Below are 19,400 nucleotides of genomic sequence, written 5' to 3' on the forward strand. Positions count from 1 at the left end.
CCCAGCTAACGGGCGGGGGGTAAGTTTCGTACCGGGACCTCGTCATCCTGGCTTTGGTCAGGATGGCGGCGGCTTTGGGTCATCTCCACCCCGGAGGAACCAGTCACCCTCCCCCCGAAATCGAAATCATTGCGCGGTGGCAACGACTCGCTAGGATGTACGCGTGATGCGAAGCGAGGCCAGAACCGCGACGTCAGGTGACGGAACGACATGGCGGATCGTCATGCTCGTCGCGATGGGGCTGCTTGGCGCGGCGGTTCTCGTCGCGCTCATCGTCACGCTGGGCAACGCCAACCGCCAGCGCGATCGCGCGCTCGAATTGCAGGCGCACAGCTATGACGTGATGATCCTCGCCCGCACGCTGTCAGGGACGATCGCGCGGTCCGAGGCGTCGCTCGGCCGCTATGTCATCAGCGGCGACAAGCAGCTCGGCCAGCTGTACTTCGACGAATGGCTGCTGGCGGGCACGCAGATCGACCGGCTCGACCAGGTCACCAACGACAATGCCGAGCAGCAACCGCGGATCGACCGGCTGCGCGCCGCATACGACGCACGCGGCCGCGAGCTGTCGCTGACCGCGCTCAACACGAGCTATGGCAAGAACGGCCAGGCGCTCGCGCGCTATTACCAGGGGCGCAAAGCGCCGACGCTCACCGAGATCAACACCACGCTCGACACGCTGATCGCCCGCGAACGTGCGCTGCTCGACGACCGGACGGCGGCGGCAATGGGCTCGGTCGAACGCTCCAGCTGGATCGCGGGGGTGCTCGCGGTGTTCGGCGTGCTGATCGTGCTGGGCGCGTTGATGCTCGGCTGGCTCACGATCCGGGCGGTCGGTGATCGCGCGGTCGCGCAGGCCGATGCCGAGCTCGAACGCGAGCGCGCCGACGAACTGACCGCCGCGGTCGCCACCGCCACCGCCGAACTGCGCGTGCAGGAAGCCAAGCTGCGGCAGATCCAGAAGATGGAGGCCGTCGGCCAGCTCACGGGTGGCATCGCGCACGACTTCAACAACATGCTGGCGGTGGTGCTCGGAGGGCTCGAACTTGCGCGCCGCTGTGTCGCGGTCGATCCTGTCACGGCGCGCCGCCACATCGACAGCGCGACCGAGGGCGCGAACCGGGCGGCAGCGCTGACCCGCCGCCTGCTCGCCTTCAGCCGCGAGGAGTCGTTGAAAACCGAGACGATCGACGCTGCCGCGCTAGTCTGCGGCATGTCCGACCTGCTCGATCGCACACTCGGCGATGCGATCACGGTCATCGTCCGCGACGATGCCGTCGGCGGCTGCATCCGCGCCGACCGTGTCCAGCTTGAGAATGCGGTCCTTAACCTTGCGGTCAACGCGCGCGATGCGATGAACGGCCGTGGCACGCTGACGGTCTCTACCGGCACGACGACATTGCTCGCAGAGCAGGTCGGACGGTGTGCGGCGGGCGACTATGTGACGATCAGGGTCGATGACGACGGTTGTGGCATGGCCCCCGACATCGCCGAGCGCGTGTTCGAGCCGTTCTTCACTACCAAGGAAGTCGGCAAGGGGACCGGGCTTGGCCTGAGCCAGATTTTTGCGCTCGTCCAGCAGTTGCAGGGCGAGGTAGGCATCGTCTCCGCGCCGGGCGAAGGCACGGCGGTCACGCTCTATTTTCCGCGCGCCGCAGCACTGCCCGCCGTTCCGCTATCGACCGCCTTGGTCGCGACAGCCGAGCCGGCCGCACCGACGACGCCCGACCTGTTGCATATCCTGGTCGTCGAGGACGATCCGCGCGTGCTGGCGGCGACGACCGGCGCGCTGGAGGAGATCGGACATCACCCGATCGCGTGCGATGATCCGCTTGCCGCCCCTGCCCTGCTGGCGGAGAATCCGTCGATCGGGCTGATCATCTCCGACGTGCTGATGCCACGCCAGACCGGCCCCGAGATGATCGCCGCGCTTGCCCCGCTCTACCCGCATGTCGCAGTGCTGTTCGTCACCGGGTTCGCCGGCGAAGTGAACGTCGCGCAGTTCGGTGGGCACGAGGTCTTGCGCAAGCCGTTCACGCTCATGGCGCTGGAGCGCGCGGTCATGACGGCGCTGGCCACGGATCGCCCGATGGCGCGCGACCGGATCGCCGCTGAATGATCGTTCACTAAGCCGATGCGATTGGGGATGACGCTTTGCCCCCGCCCCCCTATACCCGCGCGACCCAGCATACCGAGCCCTATCCGCGCATGAAATCCATCGACCGCTACATGGCCCGGCTGATCGCGGTGCCGCTGTTCTCGACGCTGCTGATCGCGGTCATGCTGTTCGTGCTCGATCGCATGCTCGGGCTGTTCAATTTCGTCGCGACGCAGGGCGGGCCGATCAGCGTCGTGTGGCGGATGCTCGCCAATCTGCTGCCCGAATATCTGGGGCTAGGCATCCCGATCGGGCTGATGCTCGGCATTTTGCTTGCCTTCCGCCGGCTGTCGACCTCGTCCGAGCTCGACGTGCTGCGCGGCGTCGGCATGAGCTACAACCGGCTGCTGCGCGTGCCCTATATGTACACGATCGCGCTGGCGCTGCTGAACCTCGCGATCGTCGGCTATGTCCAGCCGATCGCGCGCTATTATTACGAGGGGCTCCGGTTCGAGCTGCGCACGGGGGCGCTCGGCGCGTCGATCAAGGTCGGCGAGTTCACCAATCTCGGCAGCAAGATGACCCTGCGGATCGAGGAGAGCAAGGACAAGGGCCGCGAGCTGTCGGGCATCTTCGTCCATGCGCAGAGCCAGACTGGCGACTGGCTGGGCGTGACCGCGGAGAAGGGCAAGTTCCTGGCGACCGACGATCCCAACGTCATCATCTTCCGGCTCGCCAACGGCACGCTCGTCCACAACCGACCCGAGTTCAAGACGCCGCGCGTGCTCACCTTCACCAGCCACGATCTGCCGATCAACCTGCCCAAGTTCGAGAGCTTCCGAGTCCGCGGCGGGCGCAATCTCGAATACACGCTGCCCGAACTCGCAAAGCAGGGCCAACGCGGCGCGACGCTCGAGCAGCGCGACGGCAGCCGCTCCGAATTCCATTTCCGCCTCGCCGAAGTCGCGACGATGTTCCTGTTGCCGCTGCTCGCGCTCGCACTCGGAGTCCCGCCCAAGCGCTCGTCGTCCGCGCTCGGCGTGTTCCTGTCGATCGTGATGATCGTCACCTATCACAAGGTGAACCAGTACGCCGCCGATGTCGGCGAACTTGGCCGAATCGACCCGATCATTGCCTTGTGGGTGCCGTTCACGATCTTCGCCGGGTTGATCCTGTGGATGTACTACACGATCGCCTATGTCCCGGGCGGCCAGCCGATCGGTGCGCTCGAACGCGTCTTCTCGAAGACGTTCAAGGCCATCACGAAACGCATTCCGGGCTTCCGCAAGAGCAAGGCCGCATGAAAACCGTCAGCTTCTTCCCGTCGCGCACGGTCGCGATCTACATGGGCCGGATGTTCCTGTTGCGGACGTTCGCCGTGCTGGCCGCGCTCGTGCTCGTCCTCCAGGCGCTCGACCTGTTGAGCGAGTCGGGCGACATCCTCGCCTTCCCGGGCAATGGCGATGCGCAGGTGTGGCAATATGTATCGCTGCGCGTGCCGCAGATCGTCTCGCGCTTCCTGCCCTTCTCGGTGCTGCTCGGCACGATCCTGACGCTGATCACGATGAACCAGAACAGCGAGATCGTCGCGCTGAAGGGGTCGGGCCTGTCCGCGCACCAGGTGCTCGCGCCGCTGCTGGTCGCCAGCCTCGGCGTCGCGGTGATCAGCTTCGTCTTCAACGACCGGGTGGTGGCGCGCGCGACCGCGACGCTGAACCAGTGGCAGAAGGTGAATTATGGCAAGCTGCCGATCGATCGCGGCGACCGCGCCAATGTGTGGGTGCGCGACGGTGACGACCTGATCGAGGTGGCGCAGATCCGAGGCCGCGGTGACGCGACCCGGCTTGGCGGGATCACGCTGTACGATCGGACCGGCGGTAACCTCGTAGCGATCCTGCGCGCCGATCATGGCAAGCGCGCCCCCGCCGGCGGCTGGCTGGTCGGCCCTGCGACTCGGTTCGACGTCGCACGCGGCACCGATACCAAGCTCGGCTCCGTGGTGATCGGCAAGGATGTTCGACCCGATCAGTTCACGTTGGCGAGCGTCGATGCGGACGGGCTGTCGTTCGGCGCGCTCAAGGCCGCGATCGCCGACCTGTCCGACGCTGGCCGGCCTACCAAGGCGCTCGAGGGTTCACTGTGGCACAAGCTGTCGGGGCCGCTCTCATCGGTGCTGATGCCGCTGCTCGGCGCGGTCGCTGCCTTCGGTATCGCGCGATCGGGCAAGCTGTTCGTCCGCGCGGTGATCGGCATGGCGCTGGGCTTCGCGTTCTTCGTCGCGGACAATTTCGCGCTCGCGATGGGCAATCTCGGCGCCTACCCGCCGTTCCTCGCCGCGTGGGCGCCGTTCCTGCTGTTCTTGTTGATCGGCGAAGCGGTGTTGATCCGCTCCGAGGAATAATCCAGCTTTTGGCCTCGCAACGCGGGCCAACGCGGGAGGCCGGTCTCAGCGGCGGACCATCGTGCTGCGCGCGATCTTGCTGACCAGACCCGGGAGCCCGGGATAGCTCGCCTTGTGATAAGGCGACATTGCATCCAGCTCCGCCGAGATCCGGCGATGCGCCTCACCCAGCGCGTGATACGGGAGCCCCGGCAACAAGTGATGCAGCGCGTGATAGCGCAGCCCCACCGGCGCCCACAGCGCCGGCAGCAAAGCCGGCGGTGGCACGTTGACCGTGTCGAGATACTGCGCGGTCACCGTCATCGTCTCGCCGTCATTCTCCCACAGATGCGCGACCAGCGTGCGGACCTGGTTGAGGACCGCAAACGCCGATGCCACGCCGAGGATCGTCAGGAACGCGCGCAGCGGCAGAACGCCCGCCGCGGTGATGCCGATCAGCGTTATCGCCCATAGGCTCGCAGCGACTTCGAGATGGTTCCAATAGGCCTTCGCCTCGCCCTCCGGCGCACGACGACGAAATTGCGGGTTGATCGCCAGGGCCGAATAACGCTCGACCACCATCGTCCGCAGCTTTGGCGACAGGAGCGAGAGCGGCGACAGGACCGCAAACCGGATCAGCAGCGCGATCGGTGCCAGCGCAGACACGACGATGAACAGCGGCAACGTCCACGGCTTCATCAGCGCGAGCGGTAGATATTCGGGATCCTCGACCGTGCCATAGCGGGTCTTGGCGTGGTGCAGGTTGTGAACGCCCTCATACATGAACGACGGCGTCATCATCGGCACGCCGACCAGGATGTTCCAGCACAGCCGGAAGTTGGGCACCGACGCATGCTTCATGTGACTGACTTCGTGGATGAAGCTCAAGCCACGGTACAGCCCGAGCACCGACACGATCGCGGCGACCACCACGACCGCGGTCGAACCGCTCGTCGCCGCCACAACCAGCGCACCATAGCCGAGAGCGACCGACGCGATCAGGTCGCCCCAATACACCATCGGCCGCGGCTTCACGAGATCGCGGGTCAGATCCGCGGCCGCGCGCAGCATCGCCTTGTCGTCGGCGATACGCACCACCCCGGCACCGGCTACGGGTGTGGCTGGAACGGGAGCGGCCGTGCCGCGAGCGAGGCTGAGCGAGGTGTCCATGGGCATATCCATTGCCCGAAGATAGTGGCCGCAGCGTGGCATTTACAGGCCGTGTCGCTGCCGCCGCTCCAAGGAAACACGATCACCCTGACAGGTTTTTACGATGATCCATGTGACTCTCGCCTTTGTCGGCCACGCTGGCTAGACACGCGCGACTGCGTATTCGGGAACGACACATGGCTAACATCATCATTCGACCGGTCGAGACGCTGAAGGATCGCAAGATCTTCATCGATCTGCCGTTCCGCCTGTATGCCGACGATCCCAATTGGGTGCCGCCGCTGAAGTCGGAGGCGCTCGGGCTGATCACGCCCGAGAAGAACGGCTGGTTCAGCCATGCCAAGGTGCAGCAGTTCCTCGCCGAGGAGGATGGCCGCGTGGTCGGTCGCATCTCCGCGCACATCGATACGCTCGCGCTGACGATGCCCGCCGAGCAGGGCTTCGGCCCCGGCGTCGGCCAATGGGGACTGATGGAGGCCGAACGCCAGGACATCTTCCAGGCGCTGCTCGCGCGCGCGGAAGGCTGGCTGCGCGATCAGGGCATGACGCGCGCGCTCGGCCCGATCAGCATGTCGATCTGGGAGGAGCCGGGGCTGTTGATCGACGGCTATGATCATCCGCCGACGATCATGATGGGGCATGCCAAGCGCGAATATCGCGGCTGGATCGAATGGGCACAGTATCGCCCGATCAAGCAGTTGATGACCTATGAGGTCGACGTCACGAAGCAGTTCCCGCCGATCGTCCAGCGCATCATTAAGTCGGGCGAGAAGAACCCGCGCATCGTCATCCGCAACGTCGACAAGACGAAGTTCGAGGAGGAGGCGGCGATCATCCTGTCGATCCTCAACGATGCGTGGAAGGACAATTGGGGCTTCGTGCCCCTCACCCCGCCCGAGATCAAGGATGTCGGCGTCAAGCTGAAGCCGATCGTCTTCAACGACCTGATCCGCATCGCCGAGGTCGACGGCCGGCCCTGCGCGTTCATGATCACGCTCCCCGACCTGAACGAGGCGATCAAGCCGTTGAAGGGCAGCCTGTTCCCGTTCGGCTGGGCCAAGCTGTTGTGGTGGCTCCGCAAACCCAAGGTGCGGACGGTGCGCGTGCCGCTGATGGGGGTGGTCAAGGACTTGCAGGCGTCGCGGATGGCGAGCCAGCTCGCCTTCATGATGATCGAATATATCCGCCGCGCCTCGGTTGAGCATTACGGCGCCCAGCGCGCGGAGATCGGCTGGATCCTCGACGACAACCAGGGGATGCGATCGATCGCCGAGACGATCGAGAGCCGGGTGAACAAGGTCTATCAGGTCTATGAACGGACGCTGTAGAACGCGCGCGACAATGTTTGACCGCGAAGGCGAAGACCCGGTCTGGGCTCCCGCCTTCGCGGGAGAATAGGGTGGCGGAGACCCGCGGCGGAATGCCCGCGCTACTCCCGCTTTCCCTTCCCGAACGGGATCTTGAGCGTCACCGCTACCCCCTGCCCGGACGCACCGGGCAGTTCGGTGCGGATCGCATGGACATTCCCCCTGCCCCCGCCTGGCAGGCGGAACGACAGCGGATCGCCGCGTAAAGGCTGGACCGGCGCGCCCAGCGTCGCGAGCCGCTGGTCGGTCGGCCGCGCGCAGACGACGATTTCGCCATCGGGATCGGTCTGGACCGGGCACGGCATCGTCGCGCGCGGCCTGCGCCTGCGCAATTCGGGCGGGAGCGGCGGCCCTGCTACCGCTTGCAGCAGGAGCAGGCCGACCAGCACCTAGAAGCGGCGCGATATGCCGGCATAGAGCCGGGCATCGGGGGTATCGGCGGTCAGCCCGGCAGCGCCGAATATGTCAAACTGCAGATCGTCGTTCGCCATCCATGCCAGCGACAGCGCCGCCACCGCCTGCGTCGCATGCCGATCGGGGTCGTCGTCACGCAACGCCTGCACCTCGCCGGTCAGCGTGAACGCCTTGGCGACCTTCACGGACAGGCCAGCGGTCGAGCTATAGGCGAGATGGCGGCCATTGCCGCCCTCGTCGACCGCCGCATCGATCTCCGGCGTCAGGTCAAGCGATACGGCATCCGACAATTCGTACGTCACGGGGACGAGAAACCCCGCCCCCCAGTCACCCGCACCGATCGCAGATCGCCCGACCGGCAGCGTCACGAACGGCAGGACCGAGACCGACAGGTCGGATCCGTCGGGGTGGAGCAGGTTCGCCTTCATGCCCAGCGATACGTCGCCGATCCCGTCGACCGTCTCAACCCCGCTCGGATCGCGCATCCGGTCATGCCCGAACGGCGTAAAGCCGATCCGCGCCTCGATCGTGTCGCTGAGACCGACCCGGACCAGCGTGTCGCCGAACAGGATATTGTCCTCACGCGATCCGGGCTGGTTGTCGCGCGTCCAGTCGGCCAGCGACGTCTCGACCGAGATGCGACCCGGTGCGATCGTGCAGGCCGGCGTATCGATGCCCGGCCGGTCGGGACAATAGTCCCGCTCCTGTGCCGCCGCGGCACCGGCGAAACCCAGTGTGGCGAGCGCGACGCCGAGCAGCGCTCGGCTCATCGCAACCGGACCCAGGTCGGCGCATGGTCGCTCGCCTTTTCACGGCCGCGATACGCCTTGTCGACGCCGGCATCGATCATCCGGTCGGCAGCCTGCGGGCTGAGCAGCAGATGGTCGATCCGGAAGCCTGCGTCGCGCTGCCATGCGCCGGCCTGATAATCCCAGAACGTCCACACGCCACCCTTTGGAAATTGCGTGCGCAGCGCGTCGGTCCAACCCTGCGCGACGAGCGCACGGTAATGCTCGCGGCTTTCGGGCTGCATCAACGCGTCGTTCTGCATCGCGCGCACCGAGTAGGTGTCGTCGTCGTTGGCGATGACATTGTAATCGCCCGCGAGGATGACCGGTTTTTCCTCCGCGAGCAGCACGCGGGCACGGTCGGCGAGGCGATCCATCCAGCGTAGTTTATAGTCGAACTTCGGACCGGGCTGCGGGTTGCCGTTGGGGAGATAGAGCGCGGCGACGATCAGGCCGTCAATCTCCGCTTCGATATATCGGCTGTGCTCGTCTTCGGGTTCGCCGTCGAGACCACGCTGGCGCACCTTGGGCGTTCCGCTCTTGGCGAGGATCGCCACGCCGTTCCACGCCTTCTGGCCATGCCAGATCGCGCCGTACCCCGCCGCCTCAATATCGGCGATCGGGAACGTATCGTCGCTCGATTTCAGCTCCTGGAGGCAGACGATGTCGGGCTGCGCCTCGACGAGATACTCGATCAGCCGCGCCAACCTCGCCTTGATGCCGTTGACGTTGTACGTGACGATTTTCATGAGGCGATCAGACCGAGAAACTGGAGCCGCAACCGCAACCCGACGCGGCATTCGGGTTCTCGACCTTGAACGCGGCCCCGGCCAGCGACTCGACGTAATCCACCGCACATCCGCGGACGAGGTCGATGCTGACGCTGTCGACGACGAGCTTCACGCCGTCATGTTCCGCGATCACGTCGTCGTCCTCGACAGAATCGGCAAAACCGAACTTGTACTGGAACCCCGAACAGCCCCCACCGTCGACGGACAGCCGGAGGATCGCCGGCTTCCCCTGCTTGACGGCGATCGCGGCGACGCGCGCCGCGGCGGAGGGGGTGAGGATGATGTCGGGAGCCAGCGTTGCCATGGGCTGGAGATAGGAGGTTGCGCTATCCGCGGCAACCTTGGGCTTGCCCGTGGGGCGGAGGGCTGGCTCGTCGGCGCGACCGCGGGGCCGCCATTGTCTTCTATCGATGGTCCGTCCCCGTGGAGGGAGATCCCAGCTTTCGCTGGAATGACGGGTCGGGCTTGGGGTTATTGGGGGAGGGCTCGTGCCCCCATTAGTCCTGCGCGGCGGGGCCGCCGGTCGAGACCGGGATCGCGTTGACCGAGCGATCCTGTGCCGCGAGCAGGTAATCGGCGGTCGTCAGGAATGGGATGGGGTTCACCGCATGCCCGTCGATACGCACCTCATAGTGAAGATGCGACCCGGTCGAGCGGCCGGTCGAGCCCATCAGCGCGATCAACTGGCCACGGGTGACGCGGACATTGTCACCGACAAGGATCTTCGAGAGATGGCCGTAGCGCGTCGCGATACCCTTGCCGTGGCTGATCTCGACCATGTTGCCGTAGCCGCCCTGACGACCCGCATGCGCGATGATACCGTCTGCCGTCGCATAGATCGGCGTGCCGATCGGGCCGGGAATGTCGACGCCGGCATGCATCGCCGCGGTGCCGCGGAACGGATCCGAGCGAATGCCGAAATTACTGGTGAACGAGAGCGAGTGAACCGGCTGCACCGACGGGATCGCGATCACGCCCTGCTGCGTAGCGTCGAGCTTCTTCCAGGTCTGGAACAAGGTGCGGAACTGCGCGTCGGCGCGCAGATCGGCGCTCGCCTCTACGGTGTTGGCGGCGATCATCGGGCCGCCCGTGCCGGTCTCGACCGAGCGGTACGCGACCTTTTCCGCGGTGGCGTGCGGCGCGACCTGCGCCTCGGCCGCGGCGCCAAAAGCGGCCAGACCCATCACCGTCGCGGCCATTGCCAACCGGCGACCCGTAAACGCCTTATACACCACGATCACGCCCTTGAGACGGGTCACGATCGCTGCACCGGTAAAATCGACCATTGGTCCCCGACAAAAAAATACAGGGCCGTTCGCCCTTGCAGCGGACGGCTCCGAAACTCTGTCCTGACTCGCAGCCCCTCCGCGCACCAGACATTGTGGGTTAGGCCGGATCCCACTGCCCCGAGCAATAGCATTATGCCGTCCGCGCGGCGGAGCGGCAGGTTGTTGCGGCGAGTTGAAGCGAATTGATACGATTGCCGTGGAACAGGATGAGACCTCGGATCTTCGGCGCGAAATGTCGGCGAATCTCCACGTGTTACTACCTAGTCTTCATAGGGCCTTTACGGCTGCCAAAACCGCCTCCGCATGGCCGGGCACGCGGACCTTGCGCCACGCCTTTGCCAGCGTCCCGTCGGCGCCGAACAGGAAAGTCGCGCGCTCGATGCCCATATATTTGCGGCCGTACATCGCCTTCTCGACCCAGACGCCAAACGCATCACAGGCGACGCCCTCGCCATCGCTCGCGAGACGAACTGCAAGCGCGTGCTTGGCAATGAATTTCGCATGCGAGGCAGGCGTGTCCTTCGAGATGCCGACGACCGTCACACCGGCCGACTCGAACGCTTCGGCGAGCGCGGAAAAGTCCTTTGCCTCGGCGGTGCAGCCCGCGGTGTCGTCCTTCGGATAGAAATACACCACGAGCGGTGCGCCCAGGTTCGCCAGCGACACGTCCGCGGCGTCGATCGTGACCGTCACGTCGGGAATCTTAGCGCCTTCATCCATCCTGCTCTCCCGTCAATTCAGCCCAGAACCGGCTTACCTCCTGCCGTGTCGATTCGAGGGTGGCAACCACGGCGGGCCAATCGGCAACCCCGATCGCACGCGCGATCAGGTCCTCGGTCGCATGGCCCGGCGGACTGGCATCGGGCGCGACGAGCCGGAGCGTGACGAGCAACCGGGTCAGCACGTCATGCGCGCCGCGTAGGGACGCCGGGACGAGCCCTCGCTGGATCAGCGTATCGATTGCCTTGCCGAGGTCGGCATCGAAGCCGGTACGATGGACCAGCTGGACGACGTGCACCGCGAACTCGAGGTCGACGAGCCCACCGGGGAGCAGCTTGGCGTCTAACGGCCCCTTGGGTGGCTTGTGCGCCGCCATATCCGCCCGCATCGACCCGGCATCGGCCACCACGTCCCGCGTCGGGCGGTCGCCCTCGAGCACCGTACGCACGGTATCCGCGACCGCGGTACGCGCGGCCATCGAGCCGAATACCGCGCGCGCGCGGGTCAGCGCCATATGCTCCCACGTCCACGCATCTTCGCGCTGATAGCGGGCGAAGCTGTCGAGCGTGACGACCAGCGGCCCCTGCCCGCCCGATGGCCGCAGCCGCGTGTCGATCTGGTATAGCGGCCCGGCGGCGGTCGCGACCGACAGCGCCGCGGTCACGCGCTGCGCCAGGCGGTTGTAATACAGCGTCGCACCCAACGGCTTTGCGCCATCGGACTCTGCGGTGAAGTCCCCCGTGAACAGATAGATCAGGTCGAGGTCGGATGCGTGCGTGAGCATCGCCCCGCCCATCCGGCCGAGCGCCAGAATGACGAGTTCGCTGCCCGGCACCGCCCCATGCGCCTTGGCGAACTCGTCGATCGTCGCGCGCGCGAGTACCGCGATCGCCGCCTCCGCAACGCGAGCATAGCCGGCAGCGACGTCAAGCGGATCCGACGCTCCCGCAACGATCTGCGCCCCTAGCGCGAACCGTCGTTCACCAACCACCCGCCGGACATGATCGAGCCGCGCCTGATAATCGCCGCCGGCATCGCCCGCGCGCATCGACGCCTCGAGTGCCGCGATGTCGTCGACCGGCTCAAGCGCGGTGGCATCGATCAGCCCGTCGAGCAGGTCCGGCCGCCGCCCGAGATCGTCGGCGAGCGTCGGCGCGTGACTGAGGATCGCCGCGAGCAACGTCGCCAGCCCCGGCCGCGCCTCAAGCAGGCGAAAGATGTTGATCGCGCTCGGCAGGCGTTCGAGCAGCGCATCAAGCCTCAGCAACGCGGCCTGCGGCACCGGCGCGGTGGCAAATGCGTTGACGAGAGTCGGGAGCACCGCCTCCAGCGCCTCGCGCGCGGCAGGACTGCGCAGTGCAGGGTAGGCGCCCCCCCGCCATGCTTCGATCCGGCGACGCGCAGGCTCGGGCGCGACGAACCCGGCGGCGGCCAGGTCGGTCTCCAGCGTCACCGCGTCATGCGAGAACGCAGGCCGCTCCGTGTCGTCGAGCGCGTCGTAGATGCGCCCGGTCGCCGCGACGTGCGGTGACAGAAGCGCCAGCAACGCGCCTGCATCATCCAGCCCGTGCAGCTTCGCAACACGGTCGAGCGCGTCGCCGGTCGGTAGCGCGTGCGTCTGGCGATCGTCGATCATCTGCACGCGGTGCTCGATCGTCCGGAGCAGCGTATAACCGTCGATCAGCGCCTGCGCTTCGGAGGTACCGATCCAACCCGCCCCGGCCAGCCGGGCGAGCGCGTCGCGGGTCGCCGGCGCGCGCAAGGTGGCATCACGGCCGCCGTGGATCAATTGGTGGATCTGCGCGAAGAACTCCGCCTCGCGAATGCCGCCGCGCCCGCGCTTGAGGTCATAGCCCGGGCCGAACGCCTGCCCCTGTGAATGATGGTCGCGGATACGCGCCGAGATACCGCGGATCTCGCCGATTGCACCGAAATCGAGCGCGCGCCGCCAGACGAACGGGCGGATTGTGTCGAGAAACCGCTGGCCCAGCGCAATGTCGCCCGCCGCTGCGCGCGCGCGGATGAACGCGGCCCGCTCCCACGGCAGCGCCTGTGCCTCGTAATAGCCGATCGCCGCCTCCACCGGCAGGACGATCGGTGTGATCTCGGGCGACGGCCGCAACCGCAAGTCGACGCGCAGGACATAGCCATCGCCATCGCGGGCCTGGAGCAGTTCGACCACGCGCTTGCCGATCCTGACCGCGGCCTGTTCGGGCTCCTCGCGCGGTTTTCGCGGCAGCGTCACCGGATCGAACAAGAGGATCGGATCGATATCGGATGAATAATTGAGTTCGCCGCTCCCCTGCTTCCCAAGCGCTATCGCGGTGAAGCCAAGCGGCTCGGCCCCCGGCGTCCGCTCCTCGATGGCAGCGCGGATCGCGGTATCGAGCGCCTGATCGGCAAACCGCGTCAACGCGCCCGTCACCGCGGTGAGATCGAGAACCCCCGCGAGATCGCCGATCGCAACGTTGAGCGCCATCGCGCGTCGCGCAAGCCGCAGCCGCTTGGCAACGGGCATGTCCAGCGCGGCGCTCGACAGGTCCAGATCGAGATGACCTTGGGCGAGGGATTGCGCGATCGCCGGCTCGCGGTCGAGGATCATCGACAGAAATGGCGACCACCGGCGAGCGCGATCGATCGCGTTATTTAACTTATGTTCAGTGTTCACTCTGGTCATCCCGCAATACTCGATAATAAAAGTATCGCTTGACAAACGACAGCAACGAACTGCGCCGTCGCACGTTGTGCGCGGTATGATGTATTCTTCTCTCACGATCAAACGCGAAACGGATGGCCAACAGGTCGTACGGCGGCCGCGCGTCACCGACGCGGTCGGTCATGCGTTGCGCAATGCCTTTAGCGAACAGAATAGCGTGCCCGACGACATGGCCCAACTACTGAGCCGACTCGATGGCACGGGCCGGAGTATTCATTGATCAAGACGCCGTCAGGATGGTGACGAGGTAACACATGAGAAATGGCCCCAGTTGGCCAAACAAGACGTAGCGCCTATTATACTCCAACCATCTTTTGGCAAATTTGATCGAAACGCGCCGACAGTTTCCAAGATACGTCAATTTATATGCCAGACCAGCCAAATTTCTAGCGACCTGCGCGAGTCATCGCCCGCGGCTCAGATGTTCGACATCCCCCATGATTGAGTCGAGCGCGGTCTTGCTGGTATCGGTCTCGTGGTCGCGGCGTGACGGCAGCGATCCGTCGGTCAGTATCGTCTCAAGCGCGACGCGGCCACGCGCGACCCGGCTCTTGATCGTACCGACCGCGACGTTACAAATCTCAGCCGCCTCTTCATAGGCGAAGCCGCCGGCACCGACCAGGATCAGCGCCTCTCGCTGGGGCTGCGGGAGATGCATCAGCGCACGTTGCATATCGCCGAGCTCGACGTGCCGATCCTGGCTTGCCGGCGCGGCAAGGATGCGATCGGCGACCAGATCGTCCCACTCGCCCTTGAAGCGCGCGCGGCGCATCTGCGACAGATACAGGTTGCGCAGGATGATGAAGGTCCACGCCCGCATGTTGGTTCCCGCCTGGAAACGCAACCGCGCCGCCCACGCCTTGAGCAGCGTTTCCTGAACCAGATCATCGGCAAGATCGCGGCTACCCGACAGCGAGCGTCCAAACGCGCGGAGATGCGGGATCACTTGCGCGAGCTGAACTTTGAACTCCGCATCGGACAGCGAGACATGCTCCACCGGCGCGACGACTTCGTCGATGTCACCGTCGTCATCGGCGTGTGGAGCAGGCTGAATCATGGAAATCCTATCAATTCCGATAGTCGTCATACTTTGCGGGCGTCGTCGCCGACCCGCGGGATATATCGCGTGACGACAGACATAGGCGCTCCAACCGCCAATGCCAGTCATCCGCGGTAAACCCAGGTCAGCGCAGGACGAGAAAACCAAAGATAACGATTACGAGGACAAGCGAGATCGCCAGAATGTAGCGCGTAATGCCTGGTGTAGCGCCAGCGCGCGCGTCGTTCGTCTCGATGTGAATGCGTTCGTTCGGGTCAGCCATAGCGAGTAAACCCTCGAAAACCGTTTTGGGTCCGCAACCATTTGTGGAAGCGGACCCAGGATGCAGCGATACCGCCACACAATCAAGCGGTTGCCAGCGGTATTGAACGCCGCGGCCGTTAAACGGCGGGGACGGTCGCCTGATCGAAGAACAACGCCTGACTGATTGCGGCCTTCACGGTCGAGCGCTGGAACGGCTTGGTGATCAGGAACGTCGGCTCAGGACGTTCACCGGTCAGCAAGCGCTCGGGGAAGGCGGTAATGAAGATCACCGGGACCTCGAACTCTGCCAAGATATCTTTGACGGCATCGATACCCGAACTGTCGTCGGCGAGCTGGATGTCGGCAAGAACGAGGCCGGGCCGCATTTCCATCGCCAGTGCCACTGCCTCGTCACGCGTGACGGCGACACCGGTGACGTCGTGGCCGAGATCGCGAACGATCGTCTCGATATCCATCGCGATGATCGGCTCGTCCTCGATGATGAGAACCTTGGCGCGCGTCTGGCTTTCGATTTCCGTCAACGCTTCGGCGACGAGGTCGTCGACCTCGCTCGTCTCGACCTCGATCAGATACGCGGCATCCTCGGGGGTGAAGCCTTCCATCGCGGTCAGCAGAAGCGCCTGGCGTGACAGCGGCGTCATCCGCGAAAGCCGTGCGCGCGCGACAGCCTCATGGCCTTCCGCATCATTCGCGCCCTCGTCGGCGAGTTCGTCGAAATTCGCCGAGTTCCAGATACCCTGGAACATGCGGTAGAGTCCGAGACGGGGATCGACGTCGCGCGGAAATTCCTCGGGCGCGGCAACGATCGCCTCGAGCGTGGCGCGCACGTATTTATCACCGTGCATCTGACTGCCGGTCAGGGCCCGGCCATAGCGCCGCAAAAAGGGAAGGTGCGGTGCAAGTTGCTGTCCAAGCGACATGGGTAACGAATACTCCCTGATCTACGCGGCCCTTCATGTGTCGGGTGGCTCGCGTCATTGCAATGGCGGCGGCCGAAAAACCACGCGCCCGAAAACCACTACCCCGCCCGATTCGCCTGTCAGCATGCAAGCCGACCGGTAACGAGGACGTGTTTTTCGCTCAGGCGTGGAACTAACGACAGCGTGTTTGGTTTCACGAACATCTTTGGCGACTCCGCCGCCCGCTTGATATCCGTCGAGCAGGCGGCGTGTATCGTCTCTATGTGACATGATTTGCCAGATGGCTCGGTTCGCGTCGTGCAGGGGGAAGTTTTGAGTTTGGGCCACGACACGCAGAATACGGTGCCTGCCACGAAACCCGCGCAGGTTCCGGATAAGGACCAGCAAATGGGATCGGCGTTGCGTTCGGTATATCAGAAGACCGTCGACGAAGCGATCCCGGACGATCTGCTCGACCTTCTCGGCAAGCTCGACTGAGCGCGGGCCGCATGGCCTCGCAATCGATGCCGGATAGCGCGCCAACGCCGTCATCGGACGTCGGCGGACCAGGGGAAACGCGTCTGACGGCCGCAATGGGACGCCTGCCTACGGGCGCGAAGCTGTTCCTTATCTTGAGCGCCGCGTTGCTCCCACTGGCGCTGATCGCAGTGTTTGCCACGTTCCAGACCACACGGCTTGCCGATACCGAAGCCCGTGCGCGTCTGCGCGTTACGGCGAACGAAAGCGCGCGCGCGATCGCGATCGAGCTGGTCGGCGATATGACCGCGCTCCGGGTGGCGGTGAACGCGCTGGGTAACGACCCCGCCGATGCACCGAGTTGCGCGCGTGCGCAGGGCGTCTTCGCGCAGCAATCCTCCGCGGGAACGCGTTTCGTCATCACCGACCGCGACGGCACCGTCCTGTGCGGAACGCCGATCCCCAATCCCGTCACGCTGCATCAGGACGATATGCCGATTACCGCGGCAATCATTCCGCGTCGCGGTCTTGTACTGGCAATCTCCGGCCCCGGTGGCGATACGTCGGCGCGCGCCTATTTCCCGCAGCCGTTTCTCGAACGGATCGGGCGTCCGTCGAGCCGTGCGCTGATCTTCGGCAGCGCACTGGTTCTCGATCAGGATGCGTTGACGCTCGAGACGATCCCCGACGAGCGTCCGCTCGACCGCATGGAGACGATGCGGACTGATCTGGGGATCGCCGGCATTGCCTTGCGCACCAGCATCCGCAGCGCTCCGGTGACGTCGTCGCTGGTCGTCGCGATGCTGTTACCGCTGCTGATGTGGATCGCCGCGGCGAGCATCGCCTGGTTCGTCGTCGACCGGCTCCTGATCCGACCGCTACGCCGACTGCGGGGCGCGGTCGCGGCGTTCACGCCGGGCGAGGCGCTCGATTTGGGCGCCGTCCGTACATTGCCTGCGCAGGAAATCCGCGAGCTCGGCGATACCTTCCAGGCGATCAGCCAGACTGTGGCGCTGCACGAAGCGGGCCTTGCCGAAGGGTTGGTGCGCCAGACCAAGCTGACGCGCGAAGTCCATCATCGCGTGAAGAACAACCTGCAGGTCATTTCCAGCCTGATCAACTTCCATGCGCGCAGTGCGCCGAGCGCGGACGCGACCGCCGCCTACGCCTCGATCCAGCGCCGCGTCGACGCATTGGCGGTCGTCCACCGCAATCACTTCGCCGAACTCGAAGAAAACCGTGGCCTTAACCTGCGGACGATGATCGGCGAACTCTCGGCGAACATCCGCGCGACCGCCTCCGATCGCTCGCATGGCCTGGGCATCACGCTCGACATCGATCCGTACCTGGTCAATCAGGACGTCGCGGTCGCGATCGCGTTCCTCGCCACCGAGACGATCGAGCTGGCGATGACATGCGATCCCGCCGCACAGATCCGGATCGTCGTCAAACCGTCGGACCTGCCCGATCGTGCGCTGCTCCGCGTCGTATCGCGTGCGCTGGTCGAAAGCGACGCGCTGCGCGAGGCGGCGTCGCGCTATGGCCGCGTCATGGAAGGCCTGTCGCGGCAGTTGCGCGCCCCGTTGCATCACGACCCGCTGGTTGGCGCGTATGAAATCGCATTCGCTGTTAAAGGTCGCGATTAATTCGTAGCAAGTTCAGTAATTAACCGAGATCAGGGCCGAACTTTTTTTCAAAAAATCATAATCGATAGGGAACGGATCAGCGCGATCGCCGTTCAACATTTCGGACAGCGACTTTATGCCCCCCCGCTCTCGCTGTCCAAGTCATAGGCCCGGAAGCAGCACCCTCCCCCCCCCGGTGATGCTTCCGGGCCTTTATCGTTCGATCGGCCGTGACGGTTCGCATGCCGCGCGAAATAGCGGCATTCTGGTTTCGTGATCGGAACGAATACGCCCCCCGAACATTGCACCTCCGGTGGCATTCAAGCCCGTCTTGGAGGAAGTTATATGCGTAAGTTGGTTGGACTGGTCGTCGTCGCGGGCGCGCTCATGGTGTCGGCATGCAACACGGTTGAGGGTGCAGGCAAGGACGTCGCGTCGGCAGGCAAGACCGTCGCAAAGACCGCAGACAACGCCAAGTAAGCCCTGGCGCTTCCGATACGGGACGGGGTCCGGTGCACACGCACCGGACCCCGTTTTCGTTTCGGTGCTCGACCGAAGATCAGCTTTCGACGATGTCGGTGGACTCGCCTTCGACCGCCTTGGCTTTGGCCCGGCTGCGTTCAGTAAACCAGATTCCGATCAGCGCGAGTTCGTACAGGATGACGAGTGGGATCGCGAGCAGCAGCTGCGACCCGATATCCGGCGGGGTCAGCACCGCAGCGATCGCGAACGCCGCGACGATCGCATAGCGCCGCGCGCCGATCAGCTGTTTACGCGTCACGATCCCCGCGCGCTCGAGCAGCATCAGCAGCACGGGCAGCAGGAACGATATGCCGAAGCCGAACAGGAACTGCATCGTGAACGACAGGTAGTTCCCGATCGCGGGCAATGCCTCGCGGTGGATGCCGCCGACCATGCCGTCAAACCCGAGCAGGAAGTGCAGCGCCATCGGGATGGCGATGTAATAGGCCATTGCCGCGCCGGTCAGGAATAGCACCGGCGTCGCGAGGATAAATGGCAGGAGCGCGCGCTTCTCCTTCTTGTAGAGGCCGGGGGCGACGAACTGCCACAGCTGGTTCGCGATCACCGGGAACGACAGCATCATGGCGGCGAAGAACGCGACCTTGATCTGGACGAAGAAGGCCTCGAAAATCTCGGTATAGATGACCTTGTTCTGTCCCGCCGCGAGCAGTGGGTGAACGAGGAAGCCGAAGATATCCTCGGCGAAGTACATCGCGATTCCGAACGTCACGATCAGCGCGGCGATGCAATAGAGCAGCCGCCGCCGCAGCTCGATCAGATGGTCGAGCAACGGCGCCCGGCTTGCGTCGATCTCGCTCAT

The 19,400-nt window shown here is 65.0% G+C and carries 20 protein-coding genes; 8 read left to right on the plus strand and 12 right to left on the minus strand.

What is annotated here, in order from left to right:
* The first annotated feature begins 166 nt into the window (after window positions 1–166).
* The 3 genes from ASE88_RS15840 to lptG all read left to right on the plus strand — a co-directional run bounded on the left by ASE88_RS15840 (window position 167) and on the right by lptG (window position 4,499).
* Window positions 167–2,119, plus strand: coding sequence for an ATP-binding protein (locus tag ASE88_RS15840; protein WP_056479790.1), 1,953 nt, complete (start codon window positions 167–169; stop codon window positions 2,117–2,119).
* A gap of 89 nt (window positions 2,120–2,208) precedes the next feature.
* The gene (lptF, locus tag ASE88_RS15845) at window positions 2,209–3,402 is read left to right on the plus strand and encodes an LPS export ABC transporter permease LptF (protein ID WP_200910274.1); all 1,194 of its coding nucleotides are present in this window, start codon (window positions 2,209–2,211) and stop codon (window positions 3,400–3,402) included.
* Window positions 3,399–4,499, plus strand: coding sequence for an LPS export ABC transporter permease LptG (gene lptG / locus ASE88_RS15850; RefSeq protein ID WP_056479793.1), 1,101 nt, complete (start codon window positions 3,399–3,401; stop codon window positions 4,497–4,499). Before lptF ends, lptG begins: the two co-directional genes overlap by 4 nt.
* Window positions 4,500–4,544: 45 nt before the next feature.
* Here lptG and ASE88_RS15855 read toward each other — a convergent pair whose 3' ends face one another.
* Window positions 4,545–5,660, minus strand: a complete 1,116-nt coding sequence (locus ASE88_RS15855; RefSeq protein ID WP_235527979.1) for a fatty acid desaturase family protein — start codon at window positions 5,658–5,660, stop codon at window positions 4,545–4,547.
* A gap of 164 nt (window positions 5,661–5,824) precedes the next feature.
* Here ASE88_RS15855 and ASE88_RS15860 point away from each other — a divergent pair, with 164 nt between their 5' ends.
* Window positions 5,825–6,976 (plus strand): hypothetical protein, encoded by a 1,152-nt coding sequence (locus ASE88_RS15860; RefSeq protein WP_055880870.1) that lies wholly within the window; start codon window positions 5,825–5,827, stop codon window positions 6,974–6,976.
* A gap of 101 nt (window positions 6,977–7,077) precedes the next feature.
* Here ASE88_RS15860 and ASE88_RS15865 read toward each other — a convergent pair whose 3' ends face one another.
* The 7 genes from ASE88_RS15865 to ASE88_RS15895 all read right to left on the minus strand — a co-directional run bounded on the left by ASE88_RS15865 (window position 7,078) and on the right by ASE88_RS15895 (window position 13,694).
* Window positions 7,078–7,320: a hypothetical protein gene (locus ASE88_RS15865; protein WP_162233427.1), complete on the minus strand. Its 243-nt coding sequence runs from the start codon at window positions 7,318–7,320 to the stop codon at window positions 7,078–7,080.
* An 84-nt stretch (window positions 7,321–7,404) separates the two neighbouring features.
* On the minus strand, window positions 7,405–8,199 hold the full coding sequence (locus tag ASE88_RS15870) for a transporter (RefSeq protein WP_056479796.1): 795 nt from the start codon (window positions 8,197–8,199) through the stop codon (window positions 7,405–7,407).
* Window positions 8,196–8,966 carry an exodeoxyribonuclease III gene (xth, locus tag ASE88_RS15875; RefSeq protein WP_055880879.1) on the minus strand — a complete coding sequence of 257 codons (771 nt, stop codon included), beginning with the start codon at window positions 8,964–8,966 and terminating at the stop codon, window positions 8,196–8,198. The genes ASE88_RS15870 and xth overlap by 4 nt, the downstream gene beginning before the upstream one ends.
* Window positions 8,967–8,973: 7 nt before the next feature.
* Window positions 8,974–9,312 (minus strand): iron-sulfur cluster insertion protein ErpA, encoded by a 339-nt coding sequence (gene erpA / locus ASE88_RS15880; protein ID WP_055880881.1) that lies wholly within the window; start codon window positions 9,310–9,312, stop codon window positions 8,974–8,976.
* A gap of 193 nt (window positions 9,313–9,505) precedes the next feature.
* A complete protein-coding gene (locus tag ASE88_RS15885; protein ID WP_055880884.1) occupies window positions 9,506–10,294 on the minus strand; it encodes a M23 family metallopeptidase in 789 nt (262 codons plus the stop codon).
* A gap of 270 nt (window positions 10,295–10,564) precedes the next feature.
* Complete coding sequence (locus ASE88_RS15890) at window positions 10,565–11,017, minus strand: peroxiredoxin (protein WP_055880887.1); 453 nt, start codon at window positions 11,015–11,017, stop codon at window positions 10,565–10,567.
* Complete coding sequence (locus ASE88_RS15895) at window positions 11,010–13,694, minus strand: bifunctional [glutamine synthetase] adenylyltransferase/[glutamine synthetase]-adenylyl-L-tyrosine phosphorylase (protein WP_056479798.1); 2,685 nt, start codon at window positions 13,692–13,694, stop codon at window positions 11,010–11,012. The genes ASE88_RS15890 and ASE88_RS15895 overlap by 8 nt, the downstream gene beginning before the upstream one ends.
* Between ASE88_RS15895 and ASE88_RS19015 the strand changes: the two genes are divergently transcribed.
* Window positions 13,678–13,953, plus strand: a complete 276-nt coding sequence (locus tag ASE88_RS19015; protein ID WP_162233425.1) for a hypothetical protein — start codon at window positions 13,678–13,680, stop codon at window positions 13,951–13,953. The two genes, ASE88_RS15895 and ASE88_RS19015, sit on opposite strands and share 17 nt — an antisense overlap.
* A 183-nt stretch (window positions 13,954–14,136) precedes the next feature.
* On the opposite strand, the gene ASE88_RS15900 is transcribed toward ASE88_RS19015, so the two are convergent.
* From ASE88_RS15900 to ASE88_RS15910, 3 genes are all read right to left on the minus strand, one after another.
* On the minus strand, window positions 14,137–14,790 hold the full coding sequence (locus ASE88_RS15900) for a sigma-70 family RNA polymerase sigma factor (RefSeq protein WP_055880895.1): 654 nt from the start codon (window positions 14,788–14,790) through the stop codon (window positions 14,137–14,139).
* Between the two features lie 127 nt (window positions 14,791–14,917).
* On the minus strand, window positions 14,918–15,055 hold the full coding sequence (locus ASE88_RS19260; RefSeq protein ID WP_055880899.1) for a hypothetical protein: 138 nt from the start codon (window positions 15,053–15,055) through the stop codon (window positions 14,918–14,920).
* Between the two features lie 118 nt (window positions 15,056–15,173).
* Window positions 15,174–15,977 (minus strand): response regulator, encoded by an 804-nt coding sequence (locus ASE88_RS15910; RefSeq protein WP_056479801.1) that lies wholly within the window; start codon window positions 15,975–15,977, stop codon window positions 15,174–15,176.
* A gap of 273 nt (window positions 15,978–16,250) precedes the next feature.
* On the opposite strand from ASE88_RS15910, the gene ASE88_RS19625 reads away from it, so the two are divergent.
* From ASE88_RS19625 to ASE88_RS15920, 3 genes are all read left to right on the plus strand, one after another.
* Window positions 16,251–16,454: a NepR family anti-sigma factor gene (locus ASE88_RS19625; protein ID WP_156348386.1), complete on the plus strand. Its 204-nt coding sequence runs from the start codon at window positions 16,251–16,253 to the stop codon at window positions 16,452–16,454.
* Between the two features lie 95 nt (window positions 16,455–16,549).
* Window positions 16,550–18,079, plus strand: coding sequence for a sensor histidine kinase (locus tag ASE88_RS15915; RefSeq protein WP_055880905.1), 1,530 nt, complete (start codon window positions 16,550–16,552; stop codon window positions 18,077–18,079).
* Window positions 18,080–18,403: 324 nt separating this feature from the next.
* Window positions 18,404–18,538, plus strand: a complete 135-nt coding sequence (locus ASE88_RS15920) for an entericidin A/B family lipoprotein (RefSeq protein ID WP_056479804.1) — start codon at window positions 18,404–18,406, stop codon at window positions 18,536–18,538.
* Between the two features lie 79 nt (window positions 18,539–18,617).
* On the opposite strand, the gene tatC is transcribed toward ASE88_RS15920, so the two are convergent.
* Window positions 18,618–19,400 carry a twin-arginine translocase subunit TatC gene (gene tatC, locus ASE88_RS15925; protein WP_055880910.1) on the minus strand — a complete coding sequence of 261 codons (783 nt, stop codon included), beginning with the start codon at window positions 19,398–19,400 and terminating at the stop codon, window positions 18,618–18,620.

Origin of the sequence: Sphingomonas sp. Leaf38 (assembly GCF_001421825.1) — a bacterium.
In the GTDB taxonomy this organism is placed as follows: Bacteria; Pseudomonadota; Alphaproteobacteria; order Sphingomonadales; family Sphingomonadaceae; genus Sphingomonas.